Source organism: Kumtagia sp. (assembly GCF_059502445.1).
This window is the reverse complement of sequence record NZ_JCACER010000076.1, coordinates 190,441-212,393: the sequence shown is the minus strand read 5'-3', so window position 1 is coordinate 212,393 and position 21,953 is coordinate 190,441. Positions and strand designations below refer to the sequence as shown.

At 66.5% G+C, this 21,953-nt stretch carries 24 protein-coding genes; 15 read left to right on the top strand and 9 right to left on the bottom strand.

From position 1 onward, the window contains the following. Window positions 1–32 precede the first annotated feature (32 nt). Window positions 33–953, bottom strand: coding sequence for a sugar kinase (locus tag AC5JDC_RS20820; RefSeq protein WP_495844222.1), 921 nt, complete (start codon window positions 951–953; stop codon window positions 33–35). A 67-nt stretch (window positions 954–1,020) separates the two neighbouring features. Between AC5JDC_RS20820 and AC5JDC_RS20815 the strand changes: the two genes are divergently transcribed. The 4 genes from AC5JDC_RS20815 (at window position 1,021) to AC5JDC_RS20800 (ending at window position 3,678) form a co-directional block, all read left to right on the top strand. Then, window positions 1,021–1,524, top strand: a complete 504-nt coding sequence (locus tag AC5JDC_RS20815) for a FixH family protein (RefSeq protein WP_495844220.1) — start codon at window positions 1,021–1,023, stop codon at window positions 1,522–1,524. 7 nt (window positions 1,525–1,531) lie between these two features. Next, complete coding sequence (locus tag AC5JDC_RS20810) at window positions 1,532–2,743, top strand: cytochrome-c peroxidase (protein WP_495844218.1); 1,212 nt, start codon at window positions 1,532–1,534, stop codon at window positions 2,741–2,743. A 122-nt stretch (window positions 2,744–2,865) separates the two neighbouring features. Further along, window positions 2,866–3,168 (top strand): type II toxin-antitoxin system TacA family antitoxin, encoded by a 303-nt coding sequence (locus tag AC5JDC_RS20805; RefSeq protein WP_106771881.1) that lies wholly within the window; start codon window positions 2,866–2,868, stop codon window positions 3,166–3,168. Between the two features lie 3 nt (window positions 3,169–3,171). Next, complete coding sequence (locus AC5JDC_RS20800) at window positions 3,172–3,678, top strand: GNAT family N-acetyltransferase (RefSeq protein WP_495844216.1); 507 nt, start codon at window positions 3,172–3,174, stop codon at window positions 3,676–3,678. 85 nt (window positions 3,679–3,763) lie between these two features. On the opposite strand, the gene AC5JDC_RS20795 is transcribed toward AC5JDC_RS20800, so the two are convergent. Beyond that, window positions 3,764–4,216, bottom strand: coding sequence for an Lrp/AsnC family transcriptional regulator (locus tag AC5JDC_RS20795; protein WP_106771879.1), 453 nt, complete (start codon window positions 4,214–4,216; stop codon window positions 3,764–3,766). 146 nt (window positions 4,217–4,362) lie between these two features. Here AC5JDC_RS20795 and putA point away from each other — a divergent pair, with 146 nt between their 5' ends. After that, a complete protein-coding gene (gene putA, locus AC5JDC_RS20790) occupies window positions 4,363–7,974 on the top strand; it encodes a bifunctional proline dehydrogenase/L-glutamate gamma-semialdehyde dehydrogenase PutA (protein ID WP_495844213.1) in 3,612 nt (1,203 codons plus the stop codon). Window positions 7,975–8,059: 85 nt separating this feature from the next. Next, on the top strand, window positions 8,060–8,287 hold the full coding sequence (locus AC5JDC_RS20785) for a DUF433 domain-containing protein (RefSeq protein WP_495844211.1): 228 nt from the start codon (window positions 8,060–8,062) through the stop codon (window positions 8,285–8,287). A gap of 39 nt (window positions 8,288–8,326) precedes the next feature. On the opposite strand, the gene AC5JDC_RS20780 is transcribed toward AC5JDC_RS20785, so the two are convergent. The 4 genes from AC5JDC_RS20780 to AC5JDC_RS20765 form a co-directional block, all read right to left on the bottom strand. Continuing rightward, window positions 8,327–8,695, bottom strand: coding sequence for a bleomycin resistance protein (locus AC5JDC_RS20780; RefSeq protein WP_495844210.1), 369 nt, complete (start codon window positions 8,693–8,695; stop codon window positions 8,327–8,329). 2 nt (window positions 8,696–8,697) lie between these two features. Continuing rightward, window positions 8,698–9,012, bottom strand: coding sequence for a heme-degrading protein HmuQ (gene hmuQ / locus AC5JDC_RS20775; RefSeq protein ID WP_495844208.1), 315 nt, complete (start codon window positions 9,010–9,012; stop codon window positions 8,698–8,700). 399 nt (window positions 9,013–9,411) lie between these two features. After that, on the bottom strand, window positions 9,412–9,870 hold the full coding sequence (locus tag AC5JDC_RS20770; RefSeq protein ID WP_495844206.1) for a hypothetical protein: 459 nt from the start codon (window positions 9,868–9,870) through the stop codon (window positions 9,412–9,414). Window position 9,871: 1 nt separating this feature from the next. Further along, the gene (locus AC5JDC_RS20765; RefSeq protein WP_495844204.1) at window positions 9,872–12,103 is read right to left on the bottom strand and encodes a TonB-dependent hemoglobin/transferrin/lactoferrin family receptor; all 2,232 of its coding nucleotides are present in this window, start codon (window positions 12,101–12,103) and stop codon (window positions 9,872–9,874) included. Window positions 12,104–12,303: 200 nt separating this feature from the next. Here AC5JDC_RS20765 and hemP point away from each other — a divergent pair, with 200 nt between their 5' ends. From hemP to AC5JDC_RS20740, 5 genes are read left to right on the top strand one after another with little or no spacing between them, the layout of a single operon-like run. Next, complete coding sequence (gene hemP / locus AC5JDC_RS20760; protein ID WP_495844202.1) at window positions 12,304–12,516, top strand: hemin uptake protein HemP; 213 nt, start codon at window positions 12,304–12,306, stop codon at window positions 12,514–12,516. 8 nt (window positions 12,517–12,524) lie between these two features. Continuing rightward, a complete protein-coding gene (locus AC5JDC_RS20755; protein ID WP_495844200.1) occupies window positions 12,525–13,583 on the top strand; it encodes a hemin-degrading factor in 1,059 nt (352 codons plus the stop codon). A 10-nt stretch (window positions 13,584–13,593) separates the two neighbouring features. Then, window positions 13,594–14,499 (top strand): heme/hemin ABC transporter substrate-binding protein, encoded by a 906-nt coding sequence (locus tag AC5JDC_RS20750; RefSeq protein ID WP_495844199.1) that lies wholly within the window; start codon window positions 13,594–13,596, stop codon window positions 14,497–14,499. A gap of 8 nt (window positions 14,500–14,507) precedes the next feature. Continuing rightward, window positions 14,508–15,611 (top strand): FecCD family ABC transporter permease, encoded by a 1,104-nt coding sequence (locus tag AC5JDC_RS20745; protein WP_106771870.1) that lies wholly within the window; start codon window positions 14,508–14,510, stop codon window positions 15,609–15,611. 10 nt (window positions 15,612–15,621) lie between these two features. Then, window positions 15,622–16,419 carry a heme ABC transporter ATP-binding protein gene (locus AC5JDC_RS20740; protein ID WP_495844197.1) on the top strand — a complete coding sequence of 266 codons (798 nt, stop codon included), beginning with the start codon at window positions 15,622–15,624 and terminating at the stop codon, window positions 16,417–16,419. Window positions 16,420–16,537: 118 nt separating this feature from the next. Here the strand turns inward: AC5JDC_RS20740 and rirA are convergent, their stop codons facing one another. Then, entirely contained in the window at window positions 16,538–17,002 is a 465-nt protein-coding gene (rirA, locus tag AC5JDC_RS20735) for an iron-responsive transcriptional regulator RirA (protein ID WP_495844195.1), read from the bottom strand. A gap of 207 nt (window positions 17,003–17,209) precedes the next feature. On the opposite strand from rirA, the gene AC5JDC_RS20730 reads away from it, so the two are divergent. The 3 genes from AC5JDC_RS20730 to AC5JDC_RS20720 all read left to right on the top strand — a co-directional run bounded on the left by AC5JDC_RS20730 (window position 17,210) and on the right by AC5JDC_RS20720 (window position 18,911). Continuing rightward, window positions 17,210–17,797 (top strand): GNAT family N-acetyltransferase, encoded by a 588-nt coding sequence (locus tag AC5JDC_RS20730; RefSeq protein WP_495844193.1) that lies wholly within the window; start codon window positions 17,210–17,212, stop codon window positions 17,795–17,797. Between the two features lie 86 nt (window positions 17,798–17,883). Further along, window positions 17,884–18,315 (top strand): phasin family protein, encoded by a 432-nt coding sequence (locus tag AC5JDC_RS20725; RefSeq protein ID WP_495844191.1) that lies wholly within the window; start codon window positions 17,884–17,886, stop codon window positions 18,313–18,315. A 110-nt stretch (window positions 18,316–18,425) separates the two neighbouring features. Beyond that, complete coding sequence (locus AC5JDC_RS20720) at window positions 18,426–18,911, top strand: MaoC family dehydratase (RefSeq protein ID WP_106771866.1); 486 nt, start codon at window positions 18,426–18,428, stop codon at window positions 18,909–18,911. 13 nt (window positions 18,912–18,924) lie between these two features. Here the strand turns inward: AC5JDC_RS20720 and AC5JDC_RS20715 are convergent, their stop codons facing one another. Next, on the bottom strand, window positions 18,925–19,605 hold the full coding sequence (locus tag AC5JDC_RS20715; RefSeq protein WP_495844189.1) for a DNA alkylation repair protein: 681 nt from the start codon (window positions 19,603–19,605) through the stop codon (window positions 18,925–18,927). A gap of 203 nt (window positions 19,606–19,808) precedes the next feature. On the opposite strand from AC5JDC_RS20715, the gene AC5JDC_RS20710 reads away from it, so the two are divergent. Beyond that, the gene (locus AC5JDC_RS20710; protein ID WP_106771865.1) at window positions 19,809–20,489 is read left to right on the top strand and encodes a response regulator; all 681 of its coding nucleotides are present in this window, start codon (window positions 19,809–19,811) and stop codon (window positions 20,487–20,489) included. 125 nt (window positions 20,490–20,614) lie between these two features. Here AC5JDC_RS20710 and AC5JDC_RS20705 read toward each other — a convergent pair whose 3' ends face one another. After that, window positions 20,615–21,952 (bottom strand): ATP-binding response regulator, encoded by a 1,338-nt coding sequence (locus AC5JDC_RS20705; protein ID WP_495844187.1) that lies wholly within the window; start codon window positions 21,950–21,952, stop codon window positions 20,615–20,617. Between the last annotated feature and the right edge of the window lies 1 nt (window position 21,953).

Sequence of the window (21,953 nt, the reverse complement as noted above, 5' to 3'; positions counted from 1 at the left end):
AATGAAATGCCGGCGACGATAATGTAGGAAGCTTATCGGTCGAATGCCATCTTCAACACGTCGACCGGCGCCAGCGCGCCGCGCACCTGGATGACGGCGGCGGCGACCCGGTGGGCGCGGACGGCGGCCTCGGCAGGCGTATCGCCGGCAAGCCGTGCGGCAAGGTAGGCGCCATTAAAACTGTCGCCGGCGCCGGTAGTGTCGACCGGCGTCGCGACATTGACGGCAGGCGAGCCTTGGCGGCCGCCATAATGGGCGATCAGCGCCGTCTCCTCGCCGTTCTTCACCACGATTTCGCCGACGCCGGACCGCTCGATACGCAGGGCGGTGTCCTCGGGCGTCTGGTCGCCGTAAAGCGCCTGCTCGTCGGGGAAGGTGGGCAAGGCGATGTCGACGGTCGCCAGCGCCTGGTCGATGGCGGCCCGCGCGGCCGCCGCGTCCGGCGACAGGCGGGGTCGGTAATTGGGGTCGAAGGCGATGTGGGTGCCATGCCGGCGCGCCTCCGCCACGGCCTCCAGCAGAACTGCGCGGTCTGAGGGCTCCAGGATTGCCAGGGTAATTCCGGAAAAATACACAAGCTCCCGGTTTTCCAGGCTTTTTGCCAATGTCGCCGGATCGCGCGCCAGCTGCCGGGCGGCGGCGTCGGCGCGCCAGTAGGTGAAGGAGCGCTCCGCCCCGGTGAGCGTGATGGCATAGAGGCCGGGCCGCGCGCCGGCGATCACCGGGCTTTCGGCGATGCCGATGCCGTTTTCCCGGAAGAAGGCGATTTGCCGCTCGGAGAAGGGATCGTCGCCGTAGGCCGAGACATAGTCGGCGTCGCGCTCGGTGCCGGCCAGCGCCCGCAGCGTCCACAAGGTGTTGAAGGTGTCGCCGGCATAGCCGAGCCGCCACGTCTCGCCGCTCTGGCCGGACAGTTCCAGCATGCATTCGCCGATCGTCGCGATGCCGCGCATGTTTGCCTCCTCCGGTCGTCGAGCTTGGCCGCCTTTTGCCATTGCCGCCAGCCGTTCACAAGCGGCGATGGGCGGCTTTCCGATCGTCGGTCGCGAGCGTAGATTGCCGCGATTGGTGGTGGAGAAGATGGTGCGCAGGCCGATTGCAAAAATCCTTGCCGTTCTCGGCTTCGTGGCCTTGGCGGCCGCGGCGATGGGCATCGTCTATCTCACGGCGCCGACCGCGGCGACGCCGGACCTGGCGCGCTCCAAGGCGACGGAAAAACGCCTGTTCGTCGCCACGATCGCGCCGGAAGGCGGCGAGCCGACGGTCGGCCCGCTGGCGAGTTGGACGCTGGAACTCAGATATCCCGATGGCCGTCCGGTTGAAAATGCCCGGGTCGCTGTCGATGGCGGCATGCCCGAACACGATCACGGCCTGCCGACCCGGCCGACCGTATCGGCAGGAGAAGGGGACGGCCGCTATCGGATCGATGGCCTAAAATTCTCCATGCCGGGCCGGTGGGTGCTGCGGTTCGACATCGCGGCCGACGACGGCACCGACCGGGTGACCTTCAACATCCTGCTTTAGGTGCGCCATGCGCCGGGCACTGGCATTGCTGTTCGCGGTCGGGTTCTCCGCCTTAGCGGCCGGCTGCGGCGATGGCTTTTCCGATGCCGAGAAGGCGGCGATCGCCTCGTTGTCGCTGTCGGCGCAAAAACCGCTGCCGCCCGATCCGACCAACCGCTTCGCCGACCAGGCGGCGCCCGCTGCCTTCGGCGCGACGCTGTTCTTCGAGCAGAGGCTGTCGCGCGACGGCAGCGTCGCCTGCTCGACCTGCCACATGATCGACCGGCAGTTCCAGGACGACCGGCCGTTCGGGATCGCCGTCGGCGAGACCAAGCGGGGCACCATGCCGCTCGCCGGGGTCGCCTACAGCCCGTGGTTCTTCTGGGACGGCCGCCGTGACAGCCTGTGGGCGCAGGCGCTGGTGCCGTTGGAGGATACGAACGAGCATGCCGGGACGCGCACCGCCTATGCGCATCTGATCGCGCGTGAATTCAAGGACCGCTACGAGCGCATTTTCGGACCGCTGCCGGACCTTGCCGATCTTCCTGCTTCGGCCGGGCCGTTCGGAACCGAGACCGAGCGCGCGGCCTGGGCCGCGGTGCCGGAAGCGAAGCGCGCCGGCATCGATACGATCTTCGCCAACATCGGCAAGGCGCTCGCCGCCTTCGAGCGCACCCTTGTCCATGAGCCGACACGCTTCGACCGATTCGCCGATGCACTGGCCGCAGGGCGGGAGCCGGAAGGGAATGCGGTATTCAGCGCCGAGGAGGTGCTCGGCCTGAAGCTCTTCATTGGCAAGGCGAACTGCTCGACCTGCCACAACGGCCCGCGCTTCACGGACGATTTTTTCCACAACACCGGCGTGCCGCCGGCTGTGGGCAAGCCGCCCGATCTCGGCCGTGAGACGGCGACAGCCGAAGTGCTGGCCGACCCGTTCAACTGTTTTGGCCGCTTCCGCGACGGGCCGGACAGCGCCTGCGGCGAGCTGCGCCACATGGTGCGCGACGGGCCGGAGCTCAGGCGCGCCTACAAGACGCCGTCGCTGCGCGGCGCGGCAGGGCGGGCGCCCTACATGCATGCAGGGCAGATCAAGACGCTTGAGGAGGTGGTGGACCACTATGCCCGCGCCCCGCAGCCGGCGGAAGGGCATTCGGAGGCAAAGCAGCTGCAATTGTCTGAGAGGGAAAGGGCGGCGCTGGTGGCGTTTTTGGGGACGCTGTCGCCAGGGGGTGCGGATTGAATGCAGCGCAAGGTGCTGCATTCAGGGTGGAGATAAAGGGGGACGACGAGGGCGGAAGGAACATTACGGGTTTCACTTGAAATGGCCGGTCATTGGCCGTACATTTTGGAGGAGAGCTGACGATGAAGAACATGGCCACCAAATCACCCCGGACCCGCGCTAAGGCAGAGCGGTTGGAGGCCCGTGTCACGGCCGAGCAGAAGGGTTTGATTGAACGGGCGGCCTCGCTGCAGGGGCGGACAGTGACCGACTTCGTCCTGGCGAGCGTTCAGGACGCAGCCCGCCGCGCAATCGAGGAGCATCGGCAACTGGAACTGTCGGTTCGCGACAGCGAGGCCTTCGTTGAAGCCATGTTGAACCCCGCTCCCGCGAATGACCGGCTGCGTGAGACGATGCGCCGCTACCGCGAAACAACCGGCGGGTAGGTAGTGAAGCTGACGGCTGGCCTCCGCGTCGAAGCTCTTGGCCCCCATCACGACCGCGGCGCGTTCACAAGTGGCGTCGAGCAGCTGGATCGATATTTTCGAACTCAGGCTGGGCAGGATGCCCGCAAGAACATGGCCGCGACTTTCGTGCTCATCCTGGATGATGGTTCGATCGGCGGCTACTACACTCTATCCTCGACCGCAATTGTGCTGAGCGAGCTTCCCGCACAGACGGTGAGTCGTTTGGCCCGCTATCCGCTCGTGCCTGCGACTCTGCTCGGCCGACTTGCCGTCGACCGGCATCAACAAGGCCGCGGCTTTGGCCGTTTCCTGCTCGCGGACGCATTGATGCGGATAGTCCGCAGCGAAATCGCCTCTTTTGCGGTCATAGTGGATGCCAAGAATGACGCGGCTCGATCGTTCTATGCGCGGGAAGGCTTCCTTCCGTTTCCTGATCGCCCACTGAAGTTGTTTCGACCGATTGCCGATATCCGCAAGGTGCTGGACTAAATCGGATCATATGTGACGGCGGCGGCGCCATTCGCGTCTCGAACCCATCTTCGTGGGCACGTCAGGTGCTTAGTGATCTGCCATCCTACCGGTCCTTCACCGTCTCCATCGCCACGAAGGTCGACGTCTGCGCGACATGCGGCAGCGCCGAGATGCGTTCGCCGAGCACGCGGCGGTAGGCGGCGATGTCGCGGGTGCGCACTTTCAAGAGGTAGTCAAAGCTCGCCGCCATCATGTGGCACTGTTCGATCTCGGGTACGGCCTGCACTGCGCGGTTGAACTCATTAAGCGCCAGCGAGCGCGTGTCCGACAGTTTTACCTGCACGAAGGCGACATGGCCTTCGCCCATGCGCTCGCGGTCGATGACGGCCATGTAGCCGCGGATGAAGCCGTCCTTCTCCAGCCGACGCACCCGCGCCTGCACCGGCGTCTTCGACAGGCCGACCTTGGCCGCCAGTTCGCTCGCCGACAGCCGACCTTCGCGCGAAAGCGCGGCAAGGATGTTGCGGTCGATGCGGTCCAGTTGGTCTTCTCGCATAGAGATTATGATCCGATTCGGTTCTTGATCAGCCATTCTATAGTTCGATCGGATTGCTGGCACCACAAGTTTGGTTCCCGCCGAAAAGCGGTGCATGATAATCGAGCGTCATCCTTTCCACTCCGCCCCGCGCCAACAGGATCGTCATGACCGCGCTCGACGTGCTCCGCAGCCATATCCGCGAAAACTACCTTCCCGACGAGGACGAGGCGCTGGCTCGGCTGGTGGAACTCGCCGGTCTGACGCCCGAGCAGCGCAAGGCGATTTCCACGCGCGCCGCCGAGTTGGTGTGCGCCGTGCGCGCCTCCTCCGATCCCCGGCTGATGGAGGTTTTTCTGTCGGCCTACGGTCTCTCCACCAAGGAGGGTGTGGCGCTGATGTGCCTGGCGGAGGCGCTGCTGCGGGTGCCCGACACGCAGACCATGGACGACCTCATCCAGGACAAGATCGCACCGCACGACTGGTCGGCGCATTCGGGGGAATCGAGCTCGATCTTCGTCAACGCCTCGACCTGGGCGCTGATGCTGACCGGCCGGGTGCTCGACGAAAGCGAGGACGACGGCATCGCCGGCACGCTGCGCTCGATGGTGCGCAGGCTGGGCGAGCCCGTCATCCGCCGTGCCGTGTCGGCCGCCATGCGCGAGATGGGCGAGCAGTTCGTGCTCGGCCGCACCATCGACGAAGCGGTGCGGCGCGGCGGCGGCATGATGGAGAAGGGTTATCTCTATTCCTACGACATGCTGGGCGAGGCCGCCCGTACGGAAGCCGACGCGCTGCGCTACCTGAAAGCCTATGCCGATGCGATCTCGTCGCTCAACAGCGGCACCAACGGACCGGAGATCCGCTATAATCCCGGCATCTCCGTTAAACTCTCGGCGATCCATCCACGCTACGAGCAGAGCCAGCGCGCGACCATGCTGCCGGTGATGAGCGGGCGGCTCCTGTCGCTGGCGCTCGCCGCCGCCCATGCGCGCATGGGCCTTAATATCGATGCCGAGGAGGCTGACCGGCTCGACCTGTCGCTCGACGTGATCGAGCGGGTGCTCGCCGATCCGCGCCTGGCGGAGTGGGACGGTTTTGGCGTCGTCGTGCAGGCCTACGGCCCGCGCGCGGCTTTCGTCATCGACTGGCTCTACGCGCTGGCCGGCCGGCTCGACCGCACCATCATGGTGCGGCTGGTCAAGGGCGCCTATTGGGACACCGAGATCAAGCGGGCGCAAGTGCTGGGGCTGTCCGGCTATCCCGTGTTCACGCGCAAGGTGAACACGGACGTGTCCTACATCGCCTGCGCCAAGAAGCTGCTGGGCATGACCGACCGCATCTATCCGCAATTCGCCACCCACAACGCCCACACGGTCGCTGCCATCCTGCGCATGGCCCCGGACCGCGAGAAATTCGAGTTCCAGCGGCTGCACGGCATGGGCGAGGCGCTGCACGAGACGGTGCGCAAGGCGGAAGGCACGCGCTGCCGCATCTATGCGCCGGTCGGCGCGCATTCCGACCTCTTAGCCTACCTAGTGCGCCGGCTGCTGGAGAATGGCGCCAATTCCTCCTTCGTCCACCAGGTGACGGACGAGGACGTGCCGCCGGAGGAGATCGCGCGCGATCCGTTCGCGGTGGTCGAAAGCCAAGGGCCGGCCGCCAATCCGGCGATCGCCAAACCCGCCGCGATCTTCGGAGTCGGACGGCGCAATTCGCGGGGTTTCGACATATCCGATCCGGACACGCTTGCTGATATCGAGGACGCCAGAAACGCCTTCGCCGGGGCCGAGCGCTGGTCGGCCGGGCCGGTGCCGCGCGCCGCCGGCTACGGCACCAAGCGGCCGGTGCTGAACCCGGCGAGGCCGGCCGAGATGGTCGGCACCGTCGTCGAGGCCGGCGCAAAACAGGTCGCGGCGGCGGTGCGCGCCGCCGGCGAGGCCCAGCCGACCTGGGCAAAACGTCCGGTTGCCGAGCGCGCCGGCATATTGCGCCGCGCCGCCGACCTCTACGAGGAAAACGCCGCCGAGTTCTTCGCGCTGTGCACGCGCGAGGCCGGAAAGACGCTGGCCGACGGCGTGGCCGAGCTGCGCGAGGCGGTCGACTTCCTGCGCTACTACGCCGGGGAGGCGGCGAAGGTCGAGCCCGGCACCGAGGCGAGGGGGGTGATCGCCTGCATCTCGCCCTGGAACTTTCCGCTGGCGATCTTTTCCGGCCAGATCGCCGCCGCGCTGGCGACCGGCAATGCGGTGATTGCAAAGCCGGCCGAGCAGACGCCGCTGATCGCGGCGCGGGCGGTCGAAATGCTGCACCGGGCGGGCGTGCCGGCCGACGTGCTGCATCTCCTGCCCGGCGACGGGCCGTCCGTCGGCGCGCCGCTGACGGCCGATCCGCGCATCGCCGGCGTCTGCTTCACCGGCTCCACCGAGGTGGCGAAGCTGATCGAGAAGCAGCTTGCAGAGACGGCGCCGCCCGACGCCATGCTGATCGCCGAGACCGGCGGCCTCAATGCGATGATCGTCGATTCCACCGCGCTGCCGGAGCAGGCGGTGCGCGACATCCTCGCCTCCGCCTTCCAGAGCGCGGGCCAGCGCTGCTCGGCTTTACGCATCCTCTACGTCCAGAAGGACGTCGAGAGGAAGGTATTGGAGATGCTGGAGGGCGCCTTGAAGGCGCTTAAAGTGGGCGATCCGTGGACGATCGCCACTGATGTCGGACCGGTGATCGATGTGGAGGCGCGCGATGCGATCCTCGCCTACTGCGCCGACATGGAACGGCAGGGCCGGCTGGTGGCAAAGCTCGATGCGCCCGCCGAGGGCCGTTTCGTCGCGCCGCACATCTTCCGCGTGTCGGGCATCGAGGAGATGCGCAAGGAGATTTTCGGGCCGGTGCTGCATGTCGCAAGCTTCGAGGCCGACGACATCGACGACGTGATCTCGTCGATCAACCGCAAGGGTTACGGCCTGACCTTCGGCCTGCACACCCGCATCGAGGCGCGCGTCCAGCACATCGTCGATGGCGTGCATGCCGGCAATATCTACGTCAACCGCAACCAGATCGGTGCCGTGGTCGGCTCGCAGCCTTTCGGCGGCGAGGGGCTTTCAGGTACAGGGCCGAAGGCCGGCGGGCCGCATTATCTCCGTCGTTTCCGCAAATCGGCGGGAGCAGGCACCGAACTCGGCGACGGCCGCAAGGTGACGGCGACCGAACTGGCCGACGCGCTCCCCGATCCGGCCGACTGGCCGATGCGTACCGACCGCGTCCCGGTCTTGCGCAAGCTGCTGCGCGGCAAGGGGGCGGAGGCGATTGCCGCGGCGGCCGCTACGGATTTCGGGCCGGTCGACCTGCCGGGACCGACAGGCGAGGCCAACACGCTGACGCTGCACCCACGCGGAAAAGTGCTCTGCCTCGGCCCGGATGGCGACACGCTGCTCGCCCAGGCGATCCAGGCGCTTGCCGCCGGCAACGCCGCGCTGGCCGTGGCGCCGGGGGCGCCAGCGGCGCTTCAGCCGTTGCTCGGAAAAGGCTTGCCGCTGGCGGCAATCGACGGGCGACCGGATCCCGTCGAAGCACGTTCGCTCGGTGTGGACGCAGTTGCGTTTTCAGGCATGCCGGAGGCGATGAGGGTCGTGCGTCGCGTGCTGGCCGACCATCCCGGTCCGATCGTGCCCTTGATCAGCGAAGTGCTGAACCCGGCCGCCTATGCGCATGAACGTTCGGTCTGCGTCGATACGACAGCGGCGGGCGGCAACGCCAGCCTGCTGGCCGGCGCGGGGTGAGGGCGCTTCAGATGTCGGCTCATCCGTGATATTCGACTGCGCGCGACCGAATATGCTCGAATTTCGGACCGAAGGGAGCATTTCCATGGAGCTGCTCGACTGGATTACGCAGGAGCCCGGGAAAATGGGTGGCCGCCCATGCATCCGTGGTATGCGGGTGACGGTCGGCATGGTCGTCGCGCAGATTGGCGCCGGGCACAGCGTCGAGGACGTCCTCGCCGATTTCCCCTATCTTGAACGGGAAGACGTCATGCAGGCGCTCCGTTATGCGGCTCGGCGCGCCGACGAGAGGGAAGTCGTGCTGGCGAACTAATTCGAGCGTCGAAGTCTCGCGGAATTTCCGCGCACGCGCTCAACCCTCCTCGGGAATGCAGCCGAATCGGAGCAGGTTGCCGTGCGGGTCGTGGATATAAAACTCCTTCATGTTCCACGGCCGCACGGTGAACGGCGTTAGTCCCGGGACAGCGCGCCCGGAGAACTCGGTGTGCAGCCGTGACATCTCGCCGCCGCGGATGTAGCACGACGAGACCTTTGGCAGGTCGCGGTCCGGCGTCCGCCAGAAATGGATCTCGATCTCGCCGCGGCGGACGATCAGATAGTCGTCCATGTCCGGCAAAACCGTCTTGAAACCGAGACGGTCGCGATAAAAGGTCCGGGTCTCCGAAATATCCGGCGAAGGCAAGATCGGGATCGAGCGCGCCGGATCGGAGACGGGCTGCATCGTCAGGCCCCCTCGACCACCGAAAAGCCCTCGAACTGCGGGTGGCCCAGATAGAGCGGCTTGTTGTCGCCGGCGTTGCGGTGGGCGGCGCGGAAGTTTTCCGACTTGGTCCAGGCGACGAAATCGTCCTGGCTCGCCCACACCGTGTGCGAGGCGAACAGCGTATAACCTTCCTCCTCGTTGACCGGGCCGCGCAGCAGGTGGAACTGCTTGAACCCCTGCATTTCTGAGAGCTTGGAATCGCGGCCCTTCCAGACGTTCTCGAAGGCTTCCTCGGAGCCTTTCTGCACCTTGAAGCGGTTCATGGCGATGAACATGGCATTTCCTTTCCGTGACTCCTCATCGGGCCGATTTCGAGCGGCCGTGTCTCCTGGCTTCCGCTGACCGCGGCGCAAAACGCACGACGCCCTCAGGCAACTGCGCGCCCGCACTCCGGTTCTGATGCGGCCCGGCCTGGATATGCGGGTCGGCGCGGTGAAGCGCAAGCTCCTTGATCGCCGGATCGGCCGCGGATTTCGAGCAGGTAGACAAGGTGCGGGTGCAGGCCGTCGCCGCGACCGGCGATCAGCTTGTGGAGGGGTAGAAGGTTCAAGATCGTTGCTCCTGCCGGGCCGCGCCGGGCTGAAAAGAGGGGAGGGCAGGCCGAAGCCGGCCCTCCGGGCAGGGTTGAGAGGCCGCGAGACGCGGAACCGCCGCACGGCCGGTTGAAGCGCGGCTCACAGGCCGAAGGCAATCTGCGATTTGCCGCTCGGCTGCAGCTGCCGCATGCAGGCGGCCGGGTCGACGCCGTCGCCTGCGCAGTCGACGGCGCGGTTGACCAGCACGCGGGTGATCTTGGCGCAGTCGAGCGGCAGGTCGAAGCGCGTCACCTTGGTCTTGCCGGACGGCAGGTCCTTGAAGTCGAGCACGGTCAGCGTGTCGACCACGCCGACATCGTTGAACAGCGCGATCTCGAAGGCGGCCTTGGACAGGTCGGCGCCGAGCCCGTTGGCGACGACGAAGGTCAGCCGGCAGCCTTTTTGCGACGGCTGCGCGGCATTGAGCTCGAGCGACAGGGTTTTGGCCGCGGCCTCCGCTGGCTTCGGCGCGGCCTCCTGGGCGTTGGCCGCGCCCGCCCCAGCAGCGAGCGCTACGGCCGGGAGAAGGCGCGCCAGGCGCAGATCGGGTTTTCGCAAGTCAGCCTCCAAAGCGCATGGTCGCCGCCAGCTTCAGCGACACGCCCGGCTCGTAAAGCGTGGCCGTGGTCGTGCCGTTGAGCGGGTTCACATATTTGACGTCGAAGATGTTGTCGGCGCGGAAGTCGAGCCGGAAGTCTTCGCTCGCCTGGTAGCTGGCGAAGGCGTTGACCAGCGTAAAGTCGTCGGCGACCGGGTTGCCCTTGGGTGCGGCGTTGTACTGCACCTCGCCGCCCACCGTCAGCTTGTCCTCGAGGAAGCGGAAGCCGAGCTGCGCCGTCACCTGCGACGACGGGATGGTGGCGAGATCCTCGCGCACGCCGGCATAGGAGACGGTGTGCCCGTCGATGATCGAGGCGCTCAAGCCGGCAAACCCCCAGCCGGCGTCGTAGACGGCCTCGAACTCGAAACCCTTGATCTTGGCGTTGGCGTAGTTCTGGTACTGGAAGCATGTCGGAACGTAGTAGCCACCCGGAACCCAGACCGGGGGAAGACCGGGAATGAACGGACAGCCCGGGTCACCCGCGTTAAGTTCCGTGCCTCCGATATAGTCGTCGATGTCATTGTTGAAGTAGGCCGCCTTGATGCGCAGGCTGTCGCCGGCCTGGATCACGCTGTCCTGCGCGTAGTTGATGCCGGCTTCCCAGGTCTTGCCGGTCTCCGGCTTCAGGTCCGGATTGGGCAGGAAGGGGAACACCACGCCGTTCGGATGAAGGCCGCTGATCAGCGTCTCGGAGAGCGACGGCGAGCGATAGCCCTCGGCATAGGTGCCGTAGATCTGCAGTCCCTCCAGGCCGATGTTCTGGAACGGCGAAACGCCGACGGTGATGCGCGGCGATAGCCGGTCGCCTGAGACTTCACCTTCGTCGCTGTCCAGCTTGTAGCTGTCGTAGCGGAGCCCGCCGATGACCTCCAGCCACTCCCAGGTGAACTTCTCCTGGATATAGGCGCCGGACACGCGCCGCTTGCCGGACGGGGTGTAGATGTCGCTGCCGCCCTCCGGGCTGGAGGTGACGACATCGTCGGTGACCCAGTCGCCGCCATAAGTCAGCTCGTGCGACACAGCGCCGGTGTCGAAGCGCGAGGTGTTCCAGACGTCGATGCTGTAGGTGTCGAGATCGTAGCCGGTTTTCGAGCCGGCCGGGACGACGATCGGCAGGCCAGTCACCGAGCTGTATCGTGTCACGTCGCGGTTGTAGGTCTGGTCGAGCGAGGCGATGTTGGCCGAGGCGTTGATGTGCAGGTCGAGCCAGCTCTTGTCGTCGTCGGTAATGTTGTAGCGGCCGGTGAAGGTGTTCTGGCGGGTGTCGACGTCGTAATTCTCGCCTCCCTCCGACCAGCCGTCGTTGGCGCCGACCCATCCAAGCTTCAACTCGCTGTTGTCGGTCGGCTTCAGCGTGCTCTTCAGCATGCCGCTCAGCACGTCGAAGCCGGTGCCGTCGACCGTGTCGCCGTCGCCGTCCTTGTAGTCGCCGAAGTCGCGCCAGACGATGTTGCCGAGGATGTCGGCCGAATCGCTGATGCGGTAGGCGGCGGTGCCGCTGGTGGTCCAGCCCTCACCGTTGCTGTCGAAGCGGCCGGTGGTCGAGGCGCCCCACGTCTCGCCGGGCCTCAGGAAGTCTTCCGCGTCCTTGGTTTCGTAGAAGACCACGCCGCCGATCGCGCCGGAGCCGTAGGTGTTGGAGACGGGACCGCGAATCACGTCCACCTGCTTGATCAGTTCGGGGTCGATGAAGAAGACCGACTGTGTGCCGTGGCCAGTGCGCTGAAAATTCTGGCGCGCGCCGTCGACGATGACGGCGACGCGGCCGAAATCCTGCAGGCCGCGGATATTGATGCTGGTCGCCGCGCGCTTGGCATCGGTCTGCGCCGTCACGCCGGGAACGCCGAACAGCGCGTCGCCCGGCGTCACCGCCATGCGGCGCTCGAGCTGCTCCTGGTCGACATGGCTCACCGAGCCGAGCGTATCGATCGCCGATTCGCCGGTGCGGCTGACCACCGTGATCTGGTCAAGCACGGTCGCGCCCTGGTCGCTGCGCTGCCCGGCTCCCTCCTGCGCCGCCTGCTCCGCCGGCTGCTGATCCGTCGCCGCCTGATCCTGCGCGAAGGCCGGCGCGCCGATCAGCGCCAGCGCGGCGACGCTCGCCAGCAGTGCGATTCTCCCTGAAAGCGCCGATCCGTCAGCCTTGCCCGACCTCGACCCCTTGGTCTCTTCAGACCGCCCGTGCCCCATGTCCCTGCTCCATGCCAATGGCAAATGCGGGCTGGCTCGTGGCTGGCTGGCATCATTTTGTTGTCCGATATAATCTTGACTCGAATTATCCGGTATTGCACTCCCTATAAAACCTGATATTTTAAGTCAAGATAACAGGGCGGGCCTTCGGGCTACCGGGCCGGGGCGGTACCGCGGCGAGACCGAGAGGGTCGATCGAGATGAACACGCACAATCCGAATGGTTTCTTCCATCGCGCGCGTCCTTATGCCGGGGAGACGCTGCATCGGCCCGAGTTCAAACGGCCCGCGGCGGTGCGCACGCTGACCAGCCAGTCGCTGTTCCAGGGCGAGCACGAGATCGGCATCGACCATGCCGGCTCGCTCTACCGGCTGAAGATCACCCGCCAGGGCAAGCTCATTCTCAACAAGTGATGCAGCCCGTGAGTGCAGAGCATGTGAAGCCCGCGCCGGAGCATATCCGGCGCGAGCGCGCCGACAATCCCAAGATGCGCGAGCGCGACCTCGCGGCGAAGCTCGGCATCTCCGAGGCGGAGCTGGTCGCCGCGTATTGCGGCGACAGCGCGCTGCGCATCGAGCCGCGCGTCAACGACCTGCTCGCCGGGCTGGAGGCCGTTGGCGAGGTGATGGCGCTGACCCGCAACGACAGCGCCGTGCATGAGAAGATCGGCGTCTACGACAAGGTGGTGACTGGCGAGCAGAGCGCCATGGTGCTCGGCGCCGACATCGATCTGCGCATTTTTCCGAAGGTCTGGGCCCATGGCTTCGCCGTGGAAAAGCGCGACGGCGACGACATCCGCCGCAGCCTGCAGTTCTTCGACGCGACCGGCGAAGCGGTGCACAAGGTGCATCTGCGGGCCGGCTCGAACCTCTATGCCTATCAGAAGCTGGTGGCCTCGCTCGAGGCGACCGACCAGTCGCCGGTTGTCGCGGTGCGGGCCGACCTGCGGACGGTCGAGACCGACGACGAATCGGTGTCGCCGGAGATGCTGCGCGAGCGCTGGAGCAAGCTCACCGACACCCACCAGTTCTTCGGCATGCTGCGCACGCTGAAGATCAGCCGGCGGCGCGCCATGCATCTGGCCGGGCCTGAGTTCGCATGGCCGCTCGATTTCGCGGCGGTATCGGACCTGATGAACGGGGCGGCCGAGAGCGGCCAGCCGATCATGTGCTTCGTCGGCAGCCGCGGCTGCATCCAGATCCATTCCGGGCCGATCCGCTCTGTCGCGCCGATGGGTCCATGGATCAACGTCTTCGACGAGACGTTCCACCTGCATCTGCGCGCCGACCACATTCACGAGACCTGGGCGGTGCGCAAGCCGACCAAGGACGGTCACGTGACCTCCGTTGAGGCCTATGACGCGGCCGGCCAGCTGGTGATACAGTTCTTCGGCAAGCGCCATGAGGGCGAAGGCGAGCGCGAGGACTGGCGGTCCCTCGCCGAGCGCCTGCCGCGCATTCCCTGCTCGACCGCCGCGTGAAAGTTCGGAAATGAAAATAGCTGGTTTCGGCGGTTCGTCGCTGCGCGCGGTTCTTGCAACCGCGCTTTTTCTGTTTTCGGCCGCCGGGCCGTCGCATGCCGTCGAAGGCGTCGAGGTCTTCCCGGACCCGTCGCGGATCGTTGCTGTCGGCGGCTCGATCACCGAAATCGTTTATGCGCTGGGCGAGGAAAAACTGCTCGTCGCCCGCGATTCGACCAGCGTCTATCCGCGCGAAGCCTTCAGCCTGCCGGATGTCGGCTACATGCGCGCGCTGTCGCCCGAAGGCGTGCTGTCGGTGAAGCCGACGGGCATCCTGGCACTCAAGGGCAGCGGCCCGCGGGAAGCCGTCGACGTGCTCAAGAAAACCAGCATCCCCTATATCGAGGTACCCGACGACTTCGAACATGAAGGCATCCTCGACAAGATCAGGATCGTCGGCAAGGCGATCGGCGCCGACGAGAAGGCGGAAAAACTCGCCGAAAAGGTCGATGCCGACATGAAGGCGGCAGAGGCGCTGACCGCCGGCATCGGCGAGCGCAAGCGGGTGCTGTTCGTGCTCGGCCTGCAGGACGGCAAGATCCTCGGCTCGGGCAGCGACACGGCTGCTGACGGCATCATCGAGCTTGCCGGCGGCGTCAACGCCATCCAGGGTTTCGCCGGCTACCGGCCGCTGGCCGACGAGGCGATCATCACCGCCAAGCCGGATCTCATCCTGATGATGGACCGCGGCGAGGGCGACCACGAGACCGTCGAGGCGCAGCTCCTGGCGCTGCCGGCCATCCTCTCGACGCCGGCCGGAGAGCAGAAGCGCCTGGTCCGCATGGGCGGCGCCTTCCTTCTCGGCTTCGGCCCCCGCACCGCCGATGCCGTTCGTGCCCTTGCCGGCGAGCTTTACGGCGACACGATCAAGCAGTAGGCCTGCCGATGTCCATTCAATCGGTGGTGGCGCCGGCAACGATGCATTCCGGACAGATCGCGGGCGACAGGTCGGGCCGGGCCAGGCTCGTCATCGGCGCCCTGTGCGTGGTGCTCGCGCTGACGGCTGCCTTCGGCGTCTCGTCCGGCGCCTCGGATGCATCCGCGTTCGCGGTGCTGAAGGGCTGGCTGCTGCCGGCCGGGGCAGGGGAGGCGGTGCTCTCCGAGCGCGACCGCATCATCATCTACGACATCCGCATGCCGCGTGTGGTCATGGGCATGCTGGTCGGCGCGGCGCTCGCCGTCTCCGGCGCTGTCATGCAGGGCCTGTTCCGCAATCCGCTCGCCGATCCGGCGATCGTCGGCGTCTCGGCCGGCGCCGGCCTTGGCGCCGTCTCGGTCATCGTGCTCGGCGGCACCCTGCTGGCGCCGCTCACCGCCGTCCTCGGCATCTATGCGCTGCCGCTCGCCGCCTTTGCCGGCGGGCTGGCGGTGACGCTCACCCTCTACCGCGTCGCCACCCGGCGCGGTCAGACCTCGATCGCCACCATGCTGCTTGCCGGCATCGCCATCGGCGCCATGGCGGTGGCACTGACCGGCCTGCTGATCTTCGTCGCCGACGACCGGCAGCTGCGCGACTTCACCTTCTGGTCGCTCGGCTCGCTGGCCGGCGCAACCTGGAGCAAGGTGTTTGCCGTCGGCCCGATCGTGGTCGCCGTGCTCGCGGTATCGCCATTCCTGGCGCGCGGACTGAACGCCATGGCGCTGGGCGAGGCGACCGCCGCGCATCTCGGCGTGCCGGTGCAGCGGCTGAAGCATGTGGCGATCCTGCTGGTCTCGGCCGGCACGGGCGCGGCGGTGGCCGTCAGCGGCGGCATCGCCTTCGTCGGCATCGTCGTGCCGCATCTGCTGAGATTGCTGATCGGCCCGGACAACCGCTACCTCTTGCCCTGCGCGGCCCTGCTCGGCGCCAGCCTGCTTTTGATCGCCGACGCCGTCAGCCGCACCATCGTAGCGCCGGCCGAACTGCCGATCGGCATCCTAACCGCCGCCGCCGGCGGCCCGTTCTTCCTGTGGATACTGCTGCGGCGGCGCGGCATCCTCGACCTGTAGGGTGCCGGCGATGATCGAAGCGAGCACTGTCGGCGTCTCGATCGGCGATCGACGGATTGTCGAGGACGTTGTGTTCACGGCCTCGGCGGGCGAGATCACGGCGATCGTCGGGCCGAACGGGTCGGGCAAGACGACCTTCTTGCGGGCGCTCACCGGCGACCTGCCTTATCGCGGCCGCATCACGCTCAACGGCCGCGAGGTCGCGGCGATGCGGCCGCCCGAGGCGGCCGGCATGCGTGCCGTGCTGCCGCAGGCGACGCAGCTTTCCTTTCCGTTCACGGTGCGCGAGGTGGTGAAGCTCGGGCTGATGGGCGGGCGCTCCGGCGCGCTCGCCGGCGAGGCGGAGCGGCTGCCGGAACGCGCCCTGGCGAAGGTCGATCTCGACGGTTTTGGCGGGCGCTTCTACCAGGAGCTTTCCGGCGGCGAGCAGCAGCGCGTCCAGCTGGCGCGCGTGCTCTGTCAGGTGTGGGCACCGGTGCTGGAAGGGCGGCCGCGTTATCTCTTCCTCGACGAGCCGGTATCCAGCCTCGACATCAAGCACCAGCTCGTCATCATGGACATTGCCCGCGATTATGCGCGCCGCGGCGGCGGCGTGGTGGCGATCCTGCACGACCTCAACCTGACGGCCATGTATGCCGACAGGGTCGCCGTCATGAACCATGGCCGCATCGCTGCCGCCGGCACGCCGCGCGACGTGCTTGAGGACAGGCTGATCGCAAAGGTGTTCGACTGCGAGCTCAAGGTGGGGGTGCTGCCGGCGGGCGGCGTGCCCTTCGTGCTGCCGCAGTCGGTGGCGGCGCGTCTGTAGACTAGGAAATGTCTCCCGAAAGCGGGTAGCGATTTCGGAAGAATATGCGCAACATCAAGGCCTTACAGCACGTTGCGTGAGTCCTTCCTCACGCGACGTGCTGTAAGCGGAATGCCTGTCAGGCCGCCGGCGCGCGCACGGAGGCGAGGGCCTCTATGCCGAGCAAGGTGCGGACGTCCTTGCGGGACGCCACCAGATCCTCGATCGTGTAGCGCTCCAGCACGGCGAAGAAGGCGTTGAGCGCCTCGCGCAGCGCCGCGTTCAGCGAGCAGCTGTCGACCAGGGGGCATTCGGCCGCGTCGTTCTCGAAACACTCCGCCATGGCGAAGCTCTCTTCGGTGACGCGCACGACGTCGAACAGGTTGATCTTGTCGGCCGGCCGGCCGAGGCGGACGCCACCGTTGCGGCCGCGTACGGTCTGCACGAGGCCGTTCTCGACCAGCGGCTGCAGAATCTTGAACAGGAACAGCTCGGATACCGAATACGCCTCGGCGATCTCGGGAATCCGGCTCAGCCGTCCGTCATTGGCCGCGCAATACATCAAAATGCGCATGGCGTAGTTGGTCTGTCGGGTCAGCCGCATGGTGGTTCCTCCGCGGGCAGAGTCTTTCGTAAGCCGGAATATGGACCATAGTTTGGAATAATTCCAGACAAGAGTATCCATTTCCTGAACTTTCCTGTCATGTTTTGCGAACATGTCGCAGGCAGGCGCCTTGCAATCGATGCTGCGGCGCACAATATCCGCGCGGGAGTCGTCAACTCACGGGGAGGAACCCATGAGGGCTACGACATGGCACCAGTCAGCGAGCGCCCGATTCCGGGCGTGATCCGGCAGCTTCGACCGTCCGACCTGCTGCGATTCCGCGATCATCTGCTGCGGCTCGATCCGTCGAGCCGGCACGACCGCTTCAACGGCGGCATCGGCGATGCTTTCGTCGCCGCCTATGCCGAGCGCAGTTTTGCGCGCGGAACGACGGTGATCGGCTATCTGGAAGGCGACGAAGTCCGCGGCGCCGCCGAGATCCACGAATGCGCCGGCCATGACGAGCCGACGGCCGAGATCGCCTTCAGCGTCGAGCCGCAACTGCAGGGCCGCGGCATCGGTGCGCTGCTGTTCGAACGGCTGCTGGCGCACGCCCGCGCCATGGGCTACCGGCATCTGCGGGTGACCACGCATCCGGGCAACGACCGGATGCGCCGGCTGGCGCGCAAGTTCCAGGCGCGGCTGAGTTTCCAGGCCGGCGAGGCGGTCGGCGTCATCGCGCTCGATCCGCTGCCGCCGGTCGCGGAGACGCGCGGCGAGCCGTGGTGGCCGCTGCGCATGCTCGGCTTCGGCCGTGGCGCACCGGTCGCTTCGACGCGTGCGATCGGCAGGTAGCGGCACTGCTGTTCGCGGCGACCGATCCTGTGATTTGACGCGCCGTGCCCGGCGCCTATCCTCCTTGTGCAAGCAAGGAGGAAGTCATGGTCAACAAACCCGACAGCGAATCCTTCCTGGACCTGTTCAACAGCTTCGGCCGCGACATGAAGGTGCCGAAGATGGACATCGAGGCGGTCCTCGAGCACCACCGCAAGAACCTGGAGGCGTTGCAGAAGTCGGCTTCGGCATCGGCCACGGGCGCTTCTACTATCATCGCCAGGCAGCGCGAGGCGCTGCACAGGCAGTTGGAGGAGATCGCCGACCTCGCCCGCAGCTACAACACCATGCCCGGTGCCGGCGAGGCCATGTCGAAGCATGCCGAGTTCGCCCGCCGCTCCTTCGAGGCCGCAGTGAGGAATGCCAGCGAGGTGGCGCAGATCGCGCAGAAATCGGGCGCCGAATCGCTGGAGATTTTGCGCGCCCGCATCCGCGATTCGATGGAGGAGATCCGCGAAGGCTACGACAGGCGCAAGTAGCGGCGCCGGCTGCCGTCGCTGGCAATCGCCCGGTGGCGCCGGCCTCCCGTCTTGCGCTTCCGGCACCGCCGGCTAAGTAGCTTCATATCGTATCGAGCAAGGGGGACGCGATGCCGCGGGAGGTAGCGCCGACATTCGACGAACTGCGCGGATTGATTGGGCAGGAACTCGCCGTGTCGGACTGGGTGACGGTCGACCAGGCGCGGATCGACCAGTTCGCCGAATGCACCGGCGACCGGCAGTGGATCCATGTCGATGTCGAGCTGGCGCGGCGCAGGAGCCCGCTGCGCACCACGATCGCCCATGGCTACCTGTCGCTTTCGCTGATCGGCTCCTTCATCCAGGAGATGCGCATCCTGCCGGAGAACACGCAGGGCGCCTTCAACTACGGCATCGACCACGTCCGCTTCACCGCACCGGTGCGCTCCGGCGCCCGCGTGCGGCTGCGCACGACGCTCCTGTCGATGGAAGATAGAGGTCCCGGCCAATATCTGATGAAGGCGTCCAACACGATGGAGATCGAAGGGGAGGACAGGCCGGCGCTGGTGGCCCACACGCTGGTGATGCTCTACGAGCGGCGCAGGCGCGGGGCATAGCCTCGCGCGGTGGTCATGCACCCGGCGCTTGCTCGCGCCGGCGAACCATCTCCGCGATCCAGGCCGGCGCGTAGGGTGGCGTGCAGCCGGGTGACGCGGGGTAGTCGATGTGCACGGCCAGCCGCTCGCCGATCGCGATCGCCCGCCTGCGAAATTCCGGATGATGGATGCCGATCTCCGCCAGGCAATGGTTCATCGTCCACTGCTTGCGGTCCGGAGCCTGCTTCAGCTCCCTCTCGATCTGGTCGAGCAATGCATCGAGGTCGAGACCGTCTGCGTTCTTGACGACCCGGTCCGTCGTCAGGCTCCAGCCGGCGCGGCCGACGAGATCGTCCTCGTCCTTCCAGACCGGGCGGAGCTCTTCTGCGTGGCGGCCCGGCTTCACCATGTTGACGATGAACCAGTCGAGGAGTTTTGGAGAGCGGATGTCACGGACCATCGCATCGAGCTCGGCCGCGGAAAACGACTTCGGCCTGCATATGAGCGTCGCGAGAAGGCGCGCTGCGGTGCCGCCCGTTGCCCAGAGCTGAAGCGCGAGCTCATGCTGCGTCTTCAGCCGCTTGGCGAGCGTGCGAAGGTGGGTGAGGTTCACGCCGTGATCGTCGCCGCGGCGTTCGTTGGCCTCGCGCATCTTCGGGTCTTCGAGCGTTGCGAGCTCGCGCAGGATTTCCTTGATCGGCATGCTCGTCGACATGGTGCCTCCTCCATCCGGCGCTCCTTCACCGGTGCTGTTCCAGGGTTCGCTCTCCGCCAGCCCATCATAGCGCATGACCGATCCACTTCCATGCTTGAAGTCGTGCCAGAACTTCTGACAGGGTGTGTCAGGCCGCCGGTGTCGGGAGCTGCCGGCCGAGGAGGAGGTCCGGTCCGCGAGGAGGGCCGGGAGGGAGTTGCGCCATGAGCCAGAGCAGCGAAGCGACGCGCTTCCTGATCATCGACGATCATCCGCTGTTCCGCGAGGCGCTGCACAGCGCCGTGCGCATGGCTTATCCCGACGTGGACACGGTGGAGGCCAAGTCGATCGCCGAGGCGCTGGACAAGCTGTCCGGTCCGTTGCCTTTCGACCTCGCGCTGCTCGATCTCAGCATGCCGGACGTGCATGGTTTCGAGGGACTGTTGCAGATGCGCACCCGCCACCCGCGCCTGCCGATCGTCGTGGTGTCGGCGCATGAGGAACCCAGGATCATCTCGGAGGCATTGTCCTACGGTGCGGCCGGCTTCATCCCGAAATCGGCGCGCAAGGACGATCTGGCGGCCGCCATCCGCTCGGTCATGGAAGGCGCCGTTTATGTCCCGGAGAACTACAGCGCTCGACAGGCCGAACCGGACACCGCCGACCGCGCCGACATGGTGCGCCGGCTGGCGACGCTGACCCCGCAGCAACTGCGCGTCCTGCAGATGCTGCGACAGGGGCTGCTCAACAAGCAGATCGCCTATGAGCTACAGGTCGGCGAGACTACGGTGAAGGCGCACGTCTCGGAGATCCTGCGCAAGCTCAACGTCTACAGCCGCACCCAGGCGGTGATCGAGGTGTCGAAGCTGGACAATGCGGATCTGTTTAGGGAGCAGGGATTCTGAGCGGACAGAAGAGAGCGAATAGCGAATAGGGAGTAGCGAATAGGGAGTACCCCGTATCTGCTTCTATTCGCTATTCGCTATTCGCTATTCGCTATTCGCTATTCGCTATTCGCTATTCGCTCATCTTAGGCCAGCAAATGCGCCAGCAGCGCCCTGAGCTCCGCCGGCTTGACGGGCTTGCGCATCAGTTCGATCGCCGCGGCGCGCGTTGTCTTTGCCAGCATGGGGGAGGGGTCGCCGGTTACGATGAGTGCTGGCACCGGACGGCCGAGATAGGCGCGCACGGCGGCGACGGTCTCGGTGCCGAGATCGCCATCCGCCAGATGCTGGTCGGCGATGATCACGTCCGGCAGCCAGTCGGTGTCGCCGAGCGCGCGGATCGCTTCACCCGAGGATGCGGCGGCCCGCACCGCGCATTGCCAATGCGCCAGCAGCGCGACCATCGCGGTGGAAACGGCGTCGTCGTCCTCGATCAGCAGCACCTTAGTGCCGAACAGGCCGTAGCCGCGCGGCCGCGCCGGCGAGGTGGCCGAGTGCAGGCCAAGACGCCGCGGCGAGACGGCCGGCACGTCGAGCCGGAAGACGGTGCCGCGTCCGACCACCGAGGAGACGGCGATGCGATGCCCGAGCGTGTCGGCCATGCGGCGCACGATCGACAGGCCGAGCCCGAGCCCGGCGCCGGCGGCGTCGCTTTCGACCGCGCCGGCGCCGCGGTGGAACTCCTCGAACACCGCCTCCTGCTGGTCTTCGGCGATGCCGCAGCCGGTGTCGACGACTTCGATGCGGATCGTCGCGCCGCGGCGGCGCGCCCCGACCAGCACGCCGCCTGAGCGCGTGTAGCGCATGGCGTTGGAGACGATGTTCTGCAGGATGCGCCTGAGCATGGTGCGGTCGGAGCGGACGACCGCATTGCCGGCGCGGAAGCGGAAGCTCAGCCCCTTCTGTTCGGCGAGCGGCTGAAAATCCGACTTGAGCGAGGCGAACAGCGGCTCCAGCGCGACCTCGGTGACGTCGGGCCGCACCACGCCAGCGTCCAGCCGCGAGATGTCGAGAAGTGTCTGCAGCAGATTGCCGATGGTGGCGAGCGAGCGCTCGACCTGACCGACCAGCCGGCGCCCTTCCTCGCTGGTCTGCACTTCGGCCAGCGCCGAGACGGAGAGATGCGCGGCGTTGAGCGGCTGCAGCACGTCGTGACTGGCGGCGGCGAGGAAGCGCGTCTTCGACAGGTTGGCCTGCTCGGCCGCCTCCTTGGCGGAATAGAGGTCGATGTTCGACTGCTCCAGCCGCCTGAGCGTCGAGCGCAGCTCCTCGGTGCGGCTGCGAATCCGGTTCTCCAGGTTGATCGCCGTCTGGAACAGCGTGAAGGCATTGCCCTGCTGGTCCATCGAGCGTTCGACGCGCGAGATCAGCGCGGCGTTGATCTTCCTCAGCCGCTCGACGTCGGTGATGTCGCGGACCGGCATC